Annotated in this window: 12 protein-coding genes; 6 read left to right on the top strand and 6 right to left on the bottom strand. The window is 65.5% G+C overall.

The features are described from left to right. The first annotated feature begins 6 nt into the window (after positions 1 to 6). A complete protein-coding gene (locus AC1Q6X_RS11605) occupies positions 7 to 2,490 on the top strand; it encodes a TonB-dependent siderophore receptor (RefSeq protein ID WP_492415986.1) in 2,484 nt (827 codons plus the stop codon). 6 nt (positions 2,491 to 2,496) lie between these two features. On the opposite strand, the gene AC1Q6X_RS11600 is transcribed toward AC1Q6X_RS11605, so the two are convergent. The 4 genes from AC1Q6X_RS11600 to AC1Q6X_RS11585 form a co-directional block, all read right to left on the bottom strand. After that, on the bottom strand, positions 2,497 to 3,384 hold the full coding sequence (locus tag AC1Q6X_RS11600) for a pirin family protein (protein WP_070224654.1): 888 nt from the start codon (positions 3,382 to 3,384) through the stop codon (positions 2,497 to 2,499). Then, positions 3,381 to 3,779: an OsmC family protein gene (locus AC1Q6X_RS11595; RefSeq protein WP_099411573.1), complete on the bottom strand. Its 399-nt coding sequence runs from the start codon at positions 3,777 to 3,779 to the stop codon at positions 3,381 to 3,383. Before AC1Q6X_RS11595 ends, AC1Q6X_RS11600 begins: the two co-directional genes overlap by 4 nt. A gap of 159 nt (positions 3,780 to 3,938) precedes the next feature. After that, on the bottom strand, positions 3,939 to 6,251 hold the full coding sequence (locus AC1Q6X_RS11590) for an SUMF1/EgtB/PvdO family nonheme iron enzyme (protein WP_230504733.1): 2,313 nt from the start codon (positions 6,249 to 6,251) through the stop codon (positions 3,939 to 3,941). Between the two features lie 19 nt (positions 6,252 to 6,270). Then, positions 6,271 to 8,604, bottom strand: a complete 2,334-nt coding sequence (locus AC1Q6X_RS11585; RefSeq protein ID WP_492497061.1) for a coiled-coil domain-containing protein — start codon at positions 8,602 to 8,604, stop codon at positions 6,271 to 6,273. Between the two features lie 299 nt (positions 8,605 to 8,903). Here AC1Q6X_RS11585 and AC1Q6X_RS11580 point away from each other — a divergent pair, with 299 nt between their 5' ends. The 3 genes from AC1Q6X_RS11580 (at position 8,904) to AC1Q6X_RS11570 (ending at position 11,228) form a co-directional block, all read left to right on the top strand. Continuing rightward, on the top strand, positions 8,904 to 9,140 hold the full coding sequence (locus tag AC1Q6X_RS11580) for a hypothetical protein (protein WP_492497059.1): 237 nt from the start codon (positions 8,904 to 8,906) through the stop codon (positions 9,138 to 9,140). Positions 9,141 to 9,328: 188 nt separating this feature from the next. Further along, the gene (locus tag AC1Q6X_RS11575) at positions 9,329 to 10,084 is read left to right on the top strand and encodes a YXWGXW repeat-containing protein (RefSeq protein ID WP_343216318.1); all 756 of its coding nucleotides are present in this window, start codon (positions 9,329 to 9,331) and stop codon (positions 10,082 to 10,084) included. Positions 10,085 to 10,199: 115 nt separating this feature from the next. Further along, a complete protein-coding gene (locus AC1Q6X_RS11570) occupies positions 10,200 to 11,228 on the top strand; it encodes a transporter (RefSeq protein ID WP_175444840.1) in 1,029 nt (342 codons plus the stop codon). Positions 11,229 to 11,284: 56 nt separating this feature from the next. Here the strand turns inward: AC1Q6X_RS11570 and rnk are convergent, their stop codons facing one another. After that, complete coding sequence (rnk, locus tag AC1Q6X_RS11565) at positions 11,285 to 11,692, bottom strand: nucleoside diphosphate kinase regulator (RefSeq protein WP_162835757.1); 408 nt, start codon at positions 11,690 to 11,692, stop codon at positions 11,285 to 11,287. 184 nt (positions 11,693 to 11,876) lie between these two features. On the opposite strand from rnk, the gene AC1Q6X_RS11560 reads away from it, so the two are divergent. After that, positions 11,877 to 12,005: a hypothetical protein gene (locus tag AC1Q6X_RS11560; RefSeq protein WP_256267358.1), complete on the top strand. Its 129-nt coding sequence runs from the start codon at positions 11,877 to 11,879 to the stop codon at positions 12,003 to 12,005. 276 nt (positions 12,006 to 12,281) lie between these two features. After that, positions 12,282 to 14,174, top strand: coding sequence for a putative bifunctional diguanylate cyclase/phosphodiesterase (locus AC1Q6X_RS11555; protein WP_230504727.1), 1,893 nt, complete (start codon positions 12,282 to 12,284; stop codon positions 14,172 to 14,174). A 121-nt stretch (positions 14,175 to 14,295) separates the two neighbouring features. On the opposite strand, the gene AC1Q6X_RS11550 is transcribed toward AC1Q6X_RS11555, so the two are convergent. Further along, positions 14,296 to 15,984, bottom strand: a complete 1,689-nt coding sequence (locus tag AC1Q6X_RS11550) for a peptide chain release factor 3 (RefSeq protein ID WP_492497055.1) — start codon at positions 15,982 to 15,984, stop codon at positions 14,296 to 14,298. Between the last annotated feature and the right edge of the window lie 149 nt (positions 15,985 to 16,133).

Genomic DNA, 16,133 nt, shown 5'->3' with positions numbered 1-16,133 from the left:
CCGAGCATGCAGCTGACCACCCCCGTCCTCCATCCCGCCGCGCGCGCCATCCGCCTGGCCGTCCTCGCCATGGCGTGCGCCGCCCCCGCCGCCTTTGTCGCCGCGCCCGCACTGGCGCAAGGCCAGGCCGCCGCTTCAAGCGCTGCGCCGCAAGCCTACGCCATTGCGGCCGGCCCGCTGGCCACCGCTTTGAACGATTTTGCCGTCGCCGCCGGCGTCAGCCTGTCGACCGATCCCGCGCAGACGCGCGGCCTGCGCTCGCCCGGCGTGCGCGGCAGCCACAATGTGGCGCAGGGCTTTGCCCAGGTATTGGCCGGCAGCGGCCTGGAAGCGGTGCAGCTGCCGAACGGCGCCTACGTACTGCGCCAGGCGGCACCCTCCTCCGCGCCGGCGGCCGGCGTGGAAAAGACCATGGCGCCCGTGGTCGTGAACGCCAGCATGGAGCGCGACCCCGTCAGTGAACACAGCAACTCGTACGCGGCGCGCGCCGTCACCGTCGGCAAAGGCGTGCAGACCCTGCGCGAGATTCCCCAGTCCGTCAGCGTCGTCACGCGGCAGAAGATGGATGACCAGAACCTCAACACCATCGACGCCGTGCTGGCCAACACCACCGGCATCACCATGTACGACAGCCCCATGGGCGGGCGCTATGTGTATTCGCGCGGCTTCATGGTCGACACTTACCAGTTCGACGGCGTCAACCGCGCCATGTACTACCCGCAGGCGAACAGCTTCACCAGCAATACGGCCATGCTCGATCGCGTGGAGATCGTGCGCGGCGCCACGGGCCTGCTGCAGGGCACCGGCTCGCCGGGCGCCGCCATCAACATGGTGCGCAAGCGTCCGCTGGCGGAAAAGCAGGTGCAGCTGGCGCTCAGCGCGGGCCGCTGGAACGACGTGCGCGGCGAAGTCGATGTCACCGGCCCCTTGAACGAATCGGGCAGCATCCGCGGCCGCGCCGTGGCCGCGCATGACCAGCGCGATTATTTTTATGACGTGGCCGACAGCCGCACGGACGTGCTGTACGGCGTGCTGGAATTCGACCTGGCGCCGGGCAGCAAGCTGACGACGGGCGCCAGCTACGAAAAACTGCACGCGACGCCCTTCTTTTCCGGCATGCCGCGCTACCGCGACGGCAGCGATCCGAAACTGCCCCGCGAGACTTTCCTCGGTGCCGACTGGAACCGCTGGGCTAGCCGCCAGACGGCCGTCTTCGCCGAATTCGAGCACCACTTCGACGCCGACTGGTCGCTCAAGGCCAGCGCCAACTACACGCGCGAGCGGCATGACGTGAAATACATGTTCAGCCAGGGCGCGATCGACCCCGCCACCCTGGCCGGCATGATGATGTATGGCGGCGTGTTCGACTACGGCAGCACTAACAAGGGCCTCGACCTGTCGCTCGACGGCAAATTCAACGCCTTTGGCCGCCGCCACGGCTTCAGCGCCGGCATCAGCACGAACCGCCTGGAAAGCGACAGCGATTTCAGTCTGGCCCTGCTGCAGCAAGCGAACAATCCGCTGCAGCCGAATCACAGCGTGGCCGAACCGAGCGACGCCTGGTTCCGCGAACACAGCTACCGGGGCGACCCCAGCGTAACAAAAATGACGCAGACGGGCGCCTACGGCGTGGCCCGTTTCAGCGTCAGCGATCCGCTCACCGTGGTGGCGGGCGCCCGCGTGTCGAACTACAAATGGAGCAGCGTGTACCGCGACACGGGCGAGGTGTACATCGACCCGTACCGCGAAAACGGCGTCGTCACGCCGTATGGCGGCGTGATCTACGCATTCGACAAGCGCTGGTCCGGCTACGCCAGCGTCTCCGACATCTTCCAGCCGCAAAACCAGCGCACGGCCGATGGCGCCCTGCTCGACCCGCTCAAGGGCCGCAACCTGGAAGTGGGCGTCAAGGGTGAACTGTTCGACGGCAAGGTGAACACCTCGCTGGCGCTGTTCCGCATCGAGCAGCGCAACCGCGCGGAACTCGACCTGGCCAATACCTGCTCCAGCGGCACGGAGTGCTATTTCTCGACGGGCAAGGTGCGCAGCGAAGGCCTCGATGCGGAAATCAGCGGCGAAGTGGCGCCGGGCTGGCAGCTGTTCGCCGGCTACACGCTGAACAATTTCAAGTACCTGGAGCAGACGTCGAACGCGGGCGTGATGTTCGCCAGCACCTACTCGCCGCGCCACATGCTGCGCGCGTGGAGCGACTACCGCCTGCCCGGCGCCTTGCAGCAGTGGAGCGTGGGCGGCGGCGTGAACTTCCAGACGGAGAGCTCGCGCGTCACGCGCGACGTGACCGTGGCGCAAGGCGCGTATGCCTTGTGGAGCGCGCGCGCCGCGTACCAGATCGACCGCAACTGGACGGCATCGCTGTCCGTGACGAACTTGCTCGACAAGCGCTACTACCAGACGGTGGGCGCGCCGGCCTGGGGCAATTTCTATGGCGAGCCGCGCAAGGCGCAACTGACCTTGCGCGCGCGCTTCTAAGCCAGCTTATGCCGGAGGACGCAATGGCGCCTTCGGCAACGGGATGAATTCCGTCTCGCCCGGCACTTGTCCCATGCGCTGGGCGCTCCAGTCGTCGGCCGCCTGCGACAGGCGCTCCTTGCTCGACGAGACGAAATTCCAGAACAGGTAGCGGTGGCCGTCCAGCGGTTCGCCGCCGATCACGACGAACTGCACCGGGCCGCCGCCTGCCGTCACCACGGGCACGGCGCCCGCTTGCAGCAAGGCCATGGTGTGTGGCAGCAGCGCCACGCCGTCGACCAGCACCTCCCCGCTGATCGGATAGATCGCCGCTTCCGCCGGCAAGTCCTCCAGCCGCAACTCGCGCCCCGCCTGCAGCGCCACGTCCAGGTACAGCGTGGGCATGTAGGTGCGCACGGGCGAAGTCTGGCCAAACGCCGTGCCAATGAGGACTTTCACGACGGCGCCATCGAGCGTCACGACGGGAATGTCGGCCTGCGGCGTGTGCGTGAAACTCGGCGCATCTTCCTCGTGCGCCTTTGGCAGCGCGGCCCACAGCTGCAAGCCGTGCGTGCGGTGCGGCTGCCCGGCCAGGTCGTGCGGCGTGCGCTCCGAATGCACGATGCCGCGCCCGGCCGTCATCCAGTTGATGGCGCCCGGTTCGATGCGCTGGCAGGAGCCGATGCTGTCGCGGTGGTCGATCGCGCCCTCGAACAGATAAGTGACGGTGGCCAGGCCGATATGCGGATGCGGGCGCACGTCGTGGTTGGCGTCGGGCGCCACATCGATGGGGCCGAAATGGTCGAAGAAGATGAAGGGGCCGACGGCCTGTTTTACTGCGGAAGGCAGCAGGCGCCGCACGATGAAGCCGCCGCCCAAGTCCTTCTCGTGGCTTTTCAGGATGGCCGCGCTCATGCCAGCACCGTCGTGATTTCCGTGGTGACGGCCGTCATCAGCTTGTGGATCGGGCATTTGCCGGCCACGGCCAGCAATTCCTGGCGCTGCGCATCCGTCAGTTCGCCCGTCAGGTGCAGGGTGGCGGCCAGGCGGTACACGCCCTTGCGCTCGTCGCTGGCATCGCGCTCGGTCGACACTTCCACGTGTTCCAGCGGGATGCCCTTGTGTCTGGCGTACCAGACGACGGTGAGCGCCTTGCAGGCCGACAGGGCCGCATCGTACAAGTCGTGCGGCGAAGGGCCGGCGTCGCCGCCGCCCTCCTCCACCGAGGCGTCGGCGGAAATGATGTGATCGCGCACGTGCACGATGTGGCGCATGGGTTGCGACTGGTCGCGGATGGCTTTGATGGTCATGGCGTTCCTTGGTGCGTTTGGAAAGCCACAATTTACACCGTTTGCCCGCTTGGCGCAGCCCGCTCTCCTGCTACCTGGTCATATGATACGGAAGACGGCGTCGGCCATCAGCGCCATTTCTTCCGGGTCCGGCGTGACGGCGCCAGGCGCCGTACTTGCCTAATCGAGCGTGCGCGCCACGCGGAAGCCCACGATGTCGTTCGACAGCACGGTGGAAAAACCGTTGCGCAGGGCCGAGCGCAGGTAGCGCGGGTGGTACAGCCACGAGCCGCCGCGCAGGATGCGCCGGCTGCTGTCGCTGCCCTCTTCCCATGCGCTGCCATCGACGGGCGCGCCTTCATAATTGTCGTGCACCACATCCTGCACCCATTCCCACACATTGCCATGCATGTCGAACAGGCCCCAGGAATTCGGCGCGAACGTGCCCAGCGGGCTGGTGCCGCCCCGGTACACGCCGCGCGGGCCGCCGTTGTAGACGTACAAACCGTCGTAGTTGGCTTGCTCGGTGCTGATCGTATCGCCCACGTTGAAGGCCGTGCGCGTGCCGGCGCGGCAAGCGTATTCCCATTCCGCTTCGCTGGGCAGGCGGTATTTGCGCCCGGTACGCTCGCTCAGCCACCCCAGATACAGCTGCGCGTCATTCCAGCTCACGCCCACCACCGGGTGCTGGTCGTTCTGCACGAAGCCGGGATTGTCCCAGTCCGTCTCGGAACCGCCCGCCCAGCCGGTCGCCTTGACGAAGGCGCGCCATTCGCCCACGCTGACAGGATGCCGGGCCAGCGCGAACGGGCGCGAGATGCCGACCCAGTGCTGCGGCATCTCGCGCTCGAGCCAGGCCTGTTGCGAGCCGGCCTGGATGGCGGCCTTGTGTTCCGTCTCGTGCGCGCCCATCTGGAAACGGCCGCTGGGAATGAGCACCAGTTCCGGCCCCTGTCCCGAGCCATCGAGAAAATCGTCGCGCAAGACGCCTTCCGCGTTGGGCACCGGTTCCACGTGGTCCGCTTCCGGCACAGGCGCGGAGGCCGGCGCCGGGACAGCGGCCGCGGCGGCGCGGCTGGCCTCTTCGCGGCGCGCGCGTTCCTGCTCGGCGCGGTAGGCCGCCTCCGCCTTGGCGACGATGGCCTTGCGCTGCAATTCCTGGTGTTCCTGCAAGGCGGTGGCGGCATCGGCTTCGCGGCGCGCGCGCAGCTGGCCGCGCAACGCTTCCTTGCGCAGCTTGCGCGCCTCTTCCGCCTCGAAATGGCGCTGCGCCTCCTGCTCGCGGCGCAGTTTGTCCAATCGCTGCTTTTCCAGCGCGGCGGCCTGGATTTCCGCCTTGCGGCGCTGGTCCAGTTCTTCCTGGCGCGCACGTGCCTCTTTGAGCGCCGCCTCGCGGGCCTGTTCGGCGGCCAGCGCCGCCGCCTTTTGCTGCTGCGCCGCGCGCGCCTGCTGCTGGCGCGCCTGCTCCGCCAGTTCTTCGGGCGACGGCCCGGCCGCGCGCTCCAGGTTTTCCAGCAAGGCTTGCACCGATTGCGGACGCAATTCCGGCGTCAGCGAAAACCCGTTCTGCAGCACCTGCCACTGCTGCGCGTTGAGCGCTTGCGGCGCCGACGGCAGATGGCTGGCGCTGCGCGCGTCGTCGAACGGCATGCGCCCTTCGAGCATCTGGTAGATCATCACGGCCACCGCATACACGTCCAGGCGCGGGCTGGGCTGGCGCTGGTTGGCGCCGGCCTCGGGCGCCCGGTAACCGTGCGTGCCCGCATTCGGCATGTCCAGCGCCAGGCTGCTGTCCGCATTGCGCACGCGCGAAGCGATGCCGTAGTCGAGCAGCTTGACGTCGCCTTTCGCCGTCAGGAAGACATTGCCCGGCTTGATGTCGCGGTGCACCAGCTTGTGCTTTTCCCACGCATACGACAGGGCGTCGGCCACCGGCTGCAGCAGTTGCTGCACCGTGGACAGAGGCAGCGCGCCCTCGCGCGCCAGATAATGCTCGAGGTCTTCGCCATCGAGGCATTCCATGATGATGAAATAGCTGGCCGTGGCCGGGTCCTGCGCCCACTCGTAGACGCGCACGATGTTTTCATGCGCGAGCTTCCTCGCCTGGGTCGCTTCCTCGATCAGCAACTTGGCATGCGTGGCGCTTTGCGTCAGCTGCGGCGGCAAGATCTTCAGCGCCACCATTTCGCTGCTGCCAAGTTCCGCGTGCGTGGCCAGGTCGGTCGCTTGCCACACCTGCCCCATGCCGCCCGTGCCGATCAGCCGTTCGAGCCGGTAGCGGCGGTTCTGCGGGCCGATTTCCTGGCCCGTCATGAAGCCCAGCTCCGTGCCCTGGCGCACGGGCAACGGCGCGGCCACCGGAGCGGCGCCGGGCGGCGCGTACTCGGCGTCGAGGATGGCGTTCTTGCGGCGTTCAAATTCCTGCTCGCTGAGCAGCCCGTCGTCGTGGAGGGCGCGCAGTTCCCGCAGTTTGTCTCGTGCTTTTTGCATCATCTGGGGTGAAACGCTTCCATCAAGGCTGCAGGGCGACACCGCAGGCGGCGCAGAATTTATCTTCCGGGTGACCCGCGCGCTGCGCATGGCCGTTCTTGCAGCGGGCCGGCGCCGATGCCGGCGCGGCGGAAGCTGCACCAGGCTGCAGCGCCTGCGCCACGGCCACGCCCAGCTGCGCCTGCGCCGACAGGCCGTGCGCGTGCGCCGCGTTCTGCAGGTTGATCAGGTCGAGCTGCTGGCGACGTTCGCGCTCCGCCTGGCCTTCCAGGTAGCTGCGCTCCTGCGCCACGCTGTCCTGCGCCATGCGCAGCGCGTCCAGCGGCGCGACGCTGTTCTCGGCCGCCGCCAGCGCCGCCAGCGCGTGAATCTGCTCGGCGCTCATGCCCGCCTGCAGCTGCACTTTCAGTACTTGCGCCAACGCGGCCGCGTTCTGCCCGGCGGCCATGGCCACCTTGCCCGTGTCGCTCAGGGAGCCGATTTTCTCGATGCGGTCGATATCGATGCGCGCCAGTTCGGCCGCATGCGCCTGCTGCGCCAGCAGGGCTTCATATTCTCCCTTCCAACGCGCGTAATCGCTTTCGCGCTGCTGCGCCATGGCCAGCAAGTCGCGCTGCCATTGCGCTTCCTGTTCCAGCTGGCGCAGCTGCTGGCGCTGTTCCTCGATGGCCAGCGCGTCGAGCTGCGCCAGCTGCGATTGCTGCTGCAGCTGGCGCGCGTGCACGCCGTCGGCCTCGATGGTGCGCAGCAGCTTTTCCTGCTGCGCGATGGCGTCCTCGCGCGCGCCGCCGCGCCGCAGCGCCGCCACCTTTTCCGCGATCTCCGCCGCCTGCACCTGGGCCGCTTCATCCTTGTGCGCTTCGGCGCGCAGCAGTTCGCGCTGGCGCGCCAGCTGCATCTGGTCTTCCCACTCCTGTACCCGCTCGGCCTCGCGCTTGCGCGCCGCGTTGGCCAGCATCAGGCCCTGCCAGGCCGCCTGGTGCTGCTCCGCCTCCAGCTGCGCCTCGCGCTGGGCCGCATCCGCTTCCGCCTGGCGCAGGCGCGCCAGCTGGGTGCGGCGGCCCGTCTCGTCGTCGATCAGCAGCGCGCTTTCCACCTGCTGCGCGATCGACTGCAAATGCACCTGATGCGTAAAGCGCTGCTGCGCCATCTGGATCTGTTCGCGTCCGTGCAGCTGCGACAATTCCAGCTCGCTGCGCATCTTGATGGCGGCCAGCGCGCGCACATGTTCCCAGTTGGCCGCCTCATCGGCGCGCTGGGCGCCCTTTTGCGCCAGTTCCTGTTCCAGCTCGCCCAGCGCCAGCGCGGCGCCATGGTCGAGCGCCTGGCGCCGCGACTTCGCTTCCAGGATGCGGCCATACAGGTCGATCTGGCGTCCGCGCAGCGCTTGCAGGCGTTCCGCCTCCTGGTGGCCCAGTTCCGCCTTTTCCAGCGTCGCGTCCTGCCGCAGTTCGGCGCGCCGGTGCGCGTGGCGCGCCGCCAGTTCCTCGCGGCGGATGCGCTGCCATTCTTCCTCGTCATACAGCTGGTCGAGCTGCTTCATGCGCTCCAGGCTGTGCTGTTCCAGTTCCTGCGCCGGCAAGCCGCCCAGCCACAGGGTGCCGATGCTGGCGGCGGCATCGCCCTCGCCCGCGCGCTTGTCGTGCCGCAGGCTGAGCGTTTCCACGCGCGCCACGGCCAGGCCGGACGGCGCCAGGCGCTGCGTCAGGGCCGATTGCAGGCGCTCGTTCAATTCGGGCCGCAGGTCGGCATTCGCGTCCATCTCGCGCAGCGCGCGGCTGCCGATGAATTCCAGCGCGATCTGGCGCACGGACGGCAGCAGCAAGGCGTGCAGGTGGGCGCGCGTGACGGCGCCCGGCGCGCGCATGAACTGGCGCGCGAACGCATCGGGCTGGCCCAGCGCGATGTCCACGCGCAGCGAGGCGGCGATGTTCAGCAGTTCCGTGCTGGCCAGGCCGGGCAGGTCGAATTCCAGGCTGACGGCGTCGGCGCGCGCGATCAGCACTTCGGCCGGGCGCGCCGGCAGCAGCGCGGGCAGGCGCGCGAAGAAGGCGGCGCTGTCGTAGTCGCCAGCCGGTATCAAGGTGAAAGCGTCCGATTGCACGATCCAGGCACGCGACTCGGCGGGCACCTGCAGGCGGCGCGCGGCGCTGCCGAACAGCGAGGACAACTCGCGCACGCCGAAGAACAGGGCCAGTTGCCCATCAGCAAGATGCCATTGATTGGCATGCAGCACCGCGTCGCTGTCGGGGGCGCCCAGCGACAAGCCGCATTGCGCGCAGTAGCCGGCGGCAGCGCCGTTCTTGTGCTCGCAGCGCGGGCAGCGGGCGCCGCCAAAACCAAACAATTGGAACATGTGTGACTCCTGATGAGAATGATTGCGTGCGCGCTGGCTACCGTAGCGATTCTAGCAGGAGCGCCGGCGGCGCACGCTACACCGCGCAGTATCAAATAATGCCACGCGGCAAGTACATTCATATGCACGGATACAGGGCTAATTAGGCCTCAATTCAAGCGGTCGCCCGCGCAGGCATTTCAGCGCCGTTTTTTTGCAGGCCATCCCGCCAAAACCACGGCTGGTCGCATGCGCATGGCGGGCGGGCGCGCGTCTGGCTACAGTGCATGCATACCCACCCGCCACCGAAAGGAACGATCATGAAAGCCCTGAAAAACATGGAAGCCATCTTCACCGTCGCCGTCGCCATCGCCTGCGGCGCCAGCTATGCCAGCTTCACCAGGCCACAGGCGGCAGAAACCGGCAATGCGGCGCAGGCCCGCGCCATCCCCGTCGTCGTGGTCAGCGCCAAGCGCCTGACGGAACAGGAAAAGAAAATTTCGCTGATCGAGGAACGCCAGGCCTTGCTGGGCAACACCACCGCCAGCGCCCTGTGAGTCACCGATGCTGCCCCCACGCCGCCTGGCGCCAGTTTGAACACGACCGCGCCAGGCCGCCATTTGTATCGGCCACGGATACACGGACACACAGCATTGTGTCAATTGTAATAAGTTGAATCAAAGGCGAAAAACCGCCGGCAAGCGCCTATAGTCCATTTCACGCAATCACCGAAATGGAGCACATCATGAAACCCATCACACTCTACGCAGCAGCCATGCTTGCCATCAGCGCCGCAGCCTTCCTGCCCGCGCAGGCCATGGCACAGAATCAGCTCGGCGTCAGCATTGTCGTCGGCAACGCCCCGCCTCCGCCACGGTTTGAAAGCGTGCCGGCACCGCGCGCCGGCTATGTCTGGGCGCCAGGCTACTGGAACTGGGATGGCCAGCGCCATGTGTGGAACGACGGAGAATGGCTGCGCGAACGCGGCGGCAACCAGTACCGCCGCGCTGCCTGGATACAAGAGAACAACCGCTGGCGCCTGGACCGTGGCGGCTGGGTCGCCGCACAGGTGCAGCCCGTGCGCTATGACGACATCCGCATCGCCCCGCCGCCGCCGCGCCGCGAAGCCATCCCGCGCGCCCGCCACGGCTACGCCTGGGTGCCCGGCCACTGGGAATGGCGCAGCCAGCGCTACGCCTGGACACCAGGCGTATGGATCGCCGAACGCCCCGGCTACGTGTATGCGCCGCCCGCCTGGAACCAGCGCGACGGCCGCTGGCAGATGGAGCAAGGCCGCTGGTCGCCACGCGGCCCGAACGGCGACCGCGACCACGACGGCATCCCCAACCGTTATGACCGCGACAATGGCAACCGCCACGACCGTGACGGCGACGGCATCCCCAACCGCTATGACCGCGACAACGGCAACCGCCACGACCGCGACGGCGACGGCGTTCCGAACCGCGACGACCGCCGTCCCGATAATCCCCATCGCAATTAATATGCAGCCGTAGTCCGGACAAGGCCACCCATCGCGGTGGCCTTGTCATTTTCCGGACACATCCGTGTATTAACATCGCGCGACGATCAATCACACTGCGCGAGAAAGATTCACGATGGCGATGGAAACTGCCGGTTTTACCTACGGCTCGGACACCTCGGGCCTGGTCTGGGGCTTCCTGTTTGGCCGCGAAGCGCAGCCGCTGGCGCTCGACTCGACGGCCGCGCTGGCCTGGCTGGCCGATGGCGCGGCGCGGCCGGCGCAGGAATTCGTCTGGCTGCATTTTAATTTGTCGCATGCGGCCAGCGAAAAATGGCTGATGACGCACACGCAGCTGGCCGACGAATTCTATGAAACCCTGCACCAGGGTTCGCGTTCCACGCGCATCGAGCAGGCGGAAAATACCCTGATCGCCGTGGTCAATGATGTGGTGCACAACTTCTCGTTCGAAGCATCCGACATTTCCACCATGTGGGCCAGCGTGGCGCAAAACCTCGTCATCACGGCGCGCCGCGCGCCGCTGCAGTCGATCGAACGGCTGCGCCAGGCCGTCATCAAGAACCACGAACCGATCCGCTCGTCGGTGGAACTGCTGATCCACCTGCTGCGCGACCAGGCCGACGTGCTGGTCAACATCGTGCGCGATGCCGTGGCGCGGGTCGACGATATCGAGGATCACTTGCTGGCCGGGCGCCTGGTGCCGAAACGCGAAGACCTGGGCGCCATGCGGCGCGTGCTGGTGCGGCTGCAGCGCCTGCTGGCGCCGGAACCGGCCGCCCTGTTCCGCCTGCTGCAGCGTCCGCCCGCATGGGTGTCGGAACTGGACAGCCTGGAATTGCGCCAATCGACGGAGGAATTTTCGGTGGTGCTCAGCGATATGTCCTCGCTACAGGAACGCATCAAGCTGCTGCAGGAAGAGATCGCCGCCAGCGTCAACGAGGAAAACAGCCGCAGCCTGTTCGTGCTGACCATCGTCACCGTGCTGGCCTTGCCGATCAATATCATCGCCGGCATGCTGGGCATGAATGTGGGGGGTATTCCGCTGGCCCAGCATCCGCAGGGTTTCTGGATCATCGTCGCCATCATCGTCACATTTACGGTCGTGGCGGGATGGCTGGTGGTGCGCGTGCAGCGAAACAGTTAATTTCCGTCCCGGCACGGCCTGGCAGGCGAACGGCAGGCGCCGTCCGCCGTCATTGCTTATCGGTGGTACTCGCCGGCCCGTTCAGGCTGATAGACGATTTCCTCGATCTTGACCTTCACCACGCCGCCCGGCATGGGCCAGGCGATGCTGTCGCCCACGGACAGGCCCAGCAGCGCGCTGCCGACGGGCGCCAGCACGGAAATGCGGTCGGCCTGGCCTTCCACATCCTTCGGATAGACGAGCGTGAGGCAGAATTCCTCCTTGTTTTCCACCGTGAAGCGCACGGTGGAATTCATCGTCACGACGGTCGGGGGAATCTCTTGCGGTTCGAGCACCTCGGCGCGGCCCAGCTCATCGAGCAAGGCGGCCTTGTCCGGCGATAAGTTATTACCCAAGGCATACAACAACGCTTCCAGTCGTTCCAGGTCTTGTGACGACAAAATAATTTTTGGTTTTTTTTCCAAGATATCCTCACTATTGATCATTAGGGCGGCGTCCGGTTTTGCTGGCGGCGACTTGCTTGGCCGCGGCAGACAAAACAAACAGCATCAGAACGTCCATCATCAGCGGATTATGGACGAACTCGCGAAGCAAGGCCATAGCGTTCGCGCATTCTTCATTAAAATTTATTAAAATCAATGACTTGCAATGGCCGATACAGTCAAAAAGTTAATCCGTGCCGGAATGGCCGGGCACATTGAAGTTATTCTTGGCGGTATTTTGTTTACCTTCAGCATGTTTTTAGAGAAAAAAACCGGCAGGCAAAAAAAGGATTAAACTTCAGTATGTATTATTATTAGAAAGACACGCCCGCCTTTTCCGCCTGTCTTGTCGCCTTGTCTGCCGCCAGCGGTGCCCGGCATGGATACTAAATTGCCGCACGCCCTGTACTTTCACGCTGCAAAATGACAATATGTCGGCCTTAGCAACACTTAGCAACACGTTGAGAGTTCCGGCTCACTTCGGTTTTCTTCAGACTGGAACGTAAAGTATGGCAGGGCGAGGCGCGATCACACGGGGCGGCGGCAAGCGGGGCCGGCAGGAGGAAGCGTCATGATGACGCCATTGATACTGCCGTCCGTGCAATTACGCGGCGACCGGATAGCCCGGCTGAACTTGCTGGCCGCGGCGGCCATGCTGGCCATGGCCAGCCTGCTGCTGATCCTCTTCCAGTTGTTTTCCCTCCAGGCATCCCTCCAGCGCAGCCTGCAGATCCAGGCCGACATGCTGGCGCCCGCCACCACCGAGGCCATGCGCCAGGACAATCGCCTGGCGGCGCAACAACTGCTCGCTCCCCTCGCCGCCGCCCCGCATATCCGGCAAGCCCTGCTCTACAGTCCCTATGGCGCGCCGTTTGCCCGCTATGCGCGCAGCAGCGTCGATACCGTGCCCGCGGCGCCGCGCAACGGCGTGCACCTCGATTACCTGGACGGCAGCGCCGCCATCCTCAAGACCTTGCCCGGCGGCGGCGCCCTGTACCTGCGCGCCAGCCTGGCGCCGCTGTACGCCAGCCTGGCACAATTTGCCGCCTTCACCCTGCTAGTCTGCCTGTGCGCATTCGGCCTGACGTTCCTGATGGTGCGCCGCACGCGCACCGCCGCCCAGCATGCGGAAAGCCACTTGCACTACCTGGCCCACGTCGACTCCGTTACGCAGCTGCCGAACCGCCATGAATTCAACGACGCGCTGGCCTACGCGCTGGCGCGCGCCGACCGCCAGGACAGCAGCGTGGGCCTGCTGCTGCTGGATCTGGACAACTTCAAGATCGTCAACGATACGCTGGGCCACCACTGCGGCGACCAGTTGCTCAAGCTCGTCGCCGAGCGCCTCGTGGCCATCCTGCGCGGCACCGACATCATCTGCCGCATCGGCGGCGACGAATTCGTCGTCATCGTCGAACCGGCCGACGACGCCTCGGAAATGGCCAGCGTGGCGAGCAAGATCCTCGCCGTGCTGGCCGAACCGTTCGACCTCGAAGGCCACCAGTTGTATGTCAGCGCCAGCATCGGCGTGAGCCTGTACCCGTTCGACGCGCAGGACGTGGCCACCCTGACGCGCAATGCCGATACGGCCATGTACCACGCCAAGCACCAGGGCAAGAACCGCTACGCCGTGTTCAAGGCCGAAATGGAATTGCGCGCCCAGCGCCGCCTGCGCATGGAAGCGAACCTGCGCCGCGCGCTGCAAAATGAGGAACTGTATCTGCACTACCAGCCGCAGATCGACTTGCGCAGCGGGCGCATCGTCGGCGTGGAAGCGCTGGTACGCTGGAACTGCCGCGAGATGGGCCAGCTGAGCCCTGCCGAATTCATCCCCGTGGCAGAGGAAAGCGGCATCATCGTCGATCTGGGACGCTGGGTGCTGCAAAGCGCCTGCCGCCAGGCCGCCGTCTGGTGCAAGGCGGGGCTGCTCGACTCGCTCGAGCACGTGGCCGTCAACCTGTCGGCCTGTCAGGCGCGCGACCCGGGCCTGATGGACGACATCCGCGCCATCCTGCACGAAACGCAGCTGCCGCATGGCTTGCTGGAGCTGGAAATCACGGAAGGGGTCTTGATGGACAACGTCCACGCCAACGTGGAACTGATGCGGCGCCTGCAGGAGACGGGCATCCACCTGTCGATCGACGATTTCGGCACCGGCTATTCGTCGATGTCCTACCTGAAGCGCCTGCCGATCGACCAGCTGAAGATCGACCGCAGCTTCGTGCACGACCTGCCCGGCGAGGGCGAAGCCATCGTCACGGCCATCATCGCCATGGCGCACAGCCTGCACCTGAAAGTGGTGGCCGAAGGGGTGGAGACCTTGCAGCAGGTGGAATTTTTAAGAACAGCGGGCTGCGACAACGTGCAGGGCTACTTCTTTGCGCGACCGATGACGGCGGCGCAGCTGACGGCATTGCTGCTGGAGCGGCGCGACTGGAGCACGCGGACGATTTTGCCGGCTTGAGTTGCTGCCAACGATGGTGTCGGATTACGGCCGTTGGCCTAATCCGACCTACGCCATGCACAGGCAGGTCGACGTAGGTCGGGTTAGCGCAAAGCGCGTAACCCGACACCACCATGCTACATCAAGCCAATTTCGCCGAATGCTCGCGCGTCGCGTGGAATTTCAGCTTCGGCCAGCGCTCTTCCGTCAGGCGCAGGTTCACGCCCGATGTGGCCAAATAGGCCATGTTGCCGGCCGCATCATAGGCCACGTTGTGGCCCAGCGCGTTCTCGAAATCCTGCAGGACGCGCTTGTCGTCGCAGCTGACCCAGCGCGCGCTGCTGATGCTGGTGCCTTCGAAGACGGCATCGACGCCATACTCGTTGAGCAGGCGGCTGGCCACCACTTCGAACTGCAGCACGCCGACGGCGCCCAGTACCAGTTCGCCGCCCTGCACCGGCTTGAAGACCTGTACCGCGCCCTCTTCGCCCAGCTGCTGCAGGCCCTTGTGCAACTGCTTGATCTTCAGCGGATTACGGATGCGCACGGAACGGAAGAAGTCCGGCGCGAAGTACGGGATGCCGGTAAAGGTCAGCATCTCGCCTTCAGAAAAACTGTCGCCGATCTGCATGTTGCCGTGGTTCGGCAAGCCGATGATGTCGCCCGCGTACGCCTCTTCCACCTGTTCGCGCGAGGAGGCCATGAAGGTCACCACGTTCGACACCTTGATCTCGCGCCCCAGGCGCAAGTGCTTGACCTTCATGCCGCGCTCGAAACGTCCCGAACACACGCGCAGGAAGGCGATGCGGTCGCGGTGCGCCGGGTCCATGTTCGCCTGGATCTTGAAGACGAAACCGGTGAATGGCTGCTCGGTCGGATCGACGGAACGCACGGTCGCGTCGCGCGGGCGCGGCGCCGGCGCCCAGTCGACCAGCGCAGAAAGAATCTCTCGCACGCCGAAGTTGTTGATGGCCGAACCGAAGAACACGGGCGTCTGCACGCCGGAGAGGAATTCCTCCAGGTTGAACGGGTTCGAGGCGCCGTGCACCAATTCGACTTCCATGCGCAACTGATCCATCTCCAGCGGGAACATCTCCTGCAGGCGCGGGTTGTCGATGCCCTTGATGATTTCGAAGGCGCCGTCGGCCTTCTCTTCACCGGCCTTGAACAGCATGATCTCGTCGTTCAGCAGGTGGTACACGCCGCGGAAGTTCTTGCCCATGCCGATAGGCCAGGTGACGGGCGCGCACTGGATCTTCAGCACCGATTCGAGTTCGTCGAGCAGGTCCAGCGGATCGCGCGTCTCGCGGTCCATCTTGTTCATGAAGGTGACGATGGGCGTATTGCGCATGCGGCAGACGGCCAGCAGCTTGATCGTCTGCGCTTCCACGCCCTTGGCCGCATCGATCACCATCAGCGCCGAGTCAACTGCCGTCAGCACGCGGTAGGTATCTTCCGAGAAGTCCTGGTGGCCCGGGGTGTCGAGCAGGTTGACGACGTGGTCGCGGAATTCGAACTGCATCACCGAGGAGGCGACGGAAATGCCGCGCTGCTTCTCGATCTCCATCCAGTCCGACGTCGCGTGGCGGCCCGACTTGCGGGCCTTGACGGTACCGGCCATCTGGATCGCGCCCGAGAACAGCAGCAGTTTTTCCGTCAAGGTGGTTTTACCCGCATCCGGGTGGGAAATGATGCCGAAGGTGCGGCGGCGCTGCACTTCGCGCGCGATCACGGCCGGCGCCTTGCTGCTCGCCGGCGCTGCGGCGTTATCCGCATTGTCGCTGGAATCGGGGGTAGTGATGTCGTTCTCGTTGGCCATATTGGTGACCATAATATGGCCCTCGCAAAAAACCCTCGATTTTACAGAAGGATCGGCCTTCCGTGTGAACTGCTTCACTGTAGAGAAAAGCAAAATCGCCCGCTTCATCAAGGGGTCACAATCCGCAGGCAACATTGCACTGCAGAAATGTTGTCACCCTA

This window comes from Janthinobacterium sp. GW823-FHT06H09 (assembly GCF_058794735.1).
Note: the sequence above shows the minus strand (reverse complement) of the source record. Positions and strands in the feature narration are given on the sequence as shown.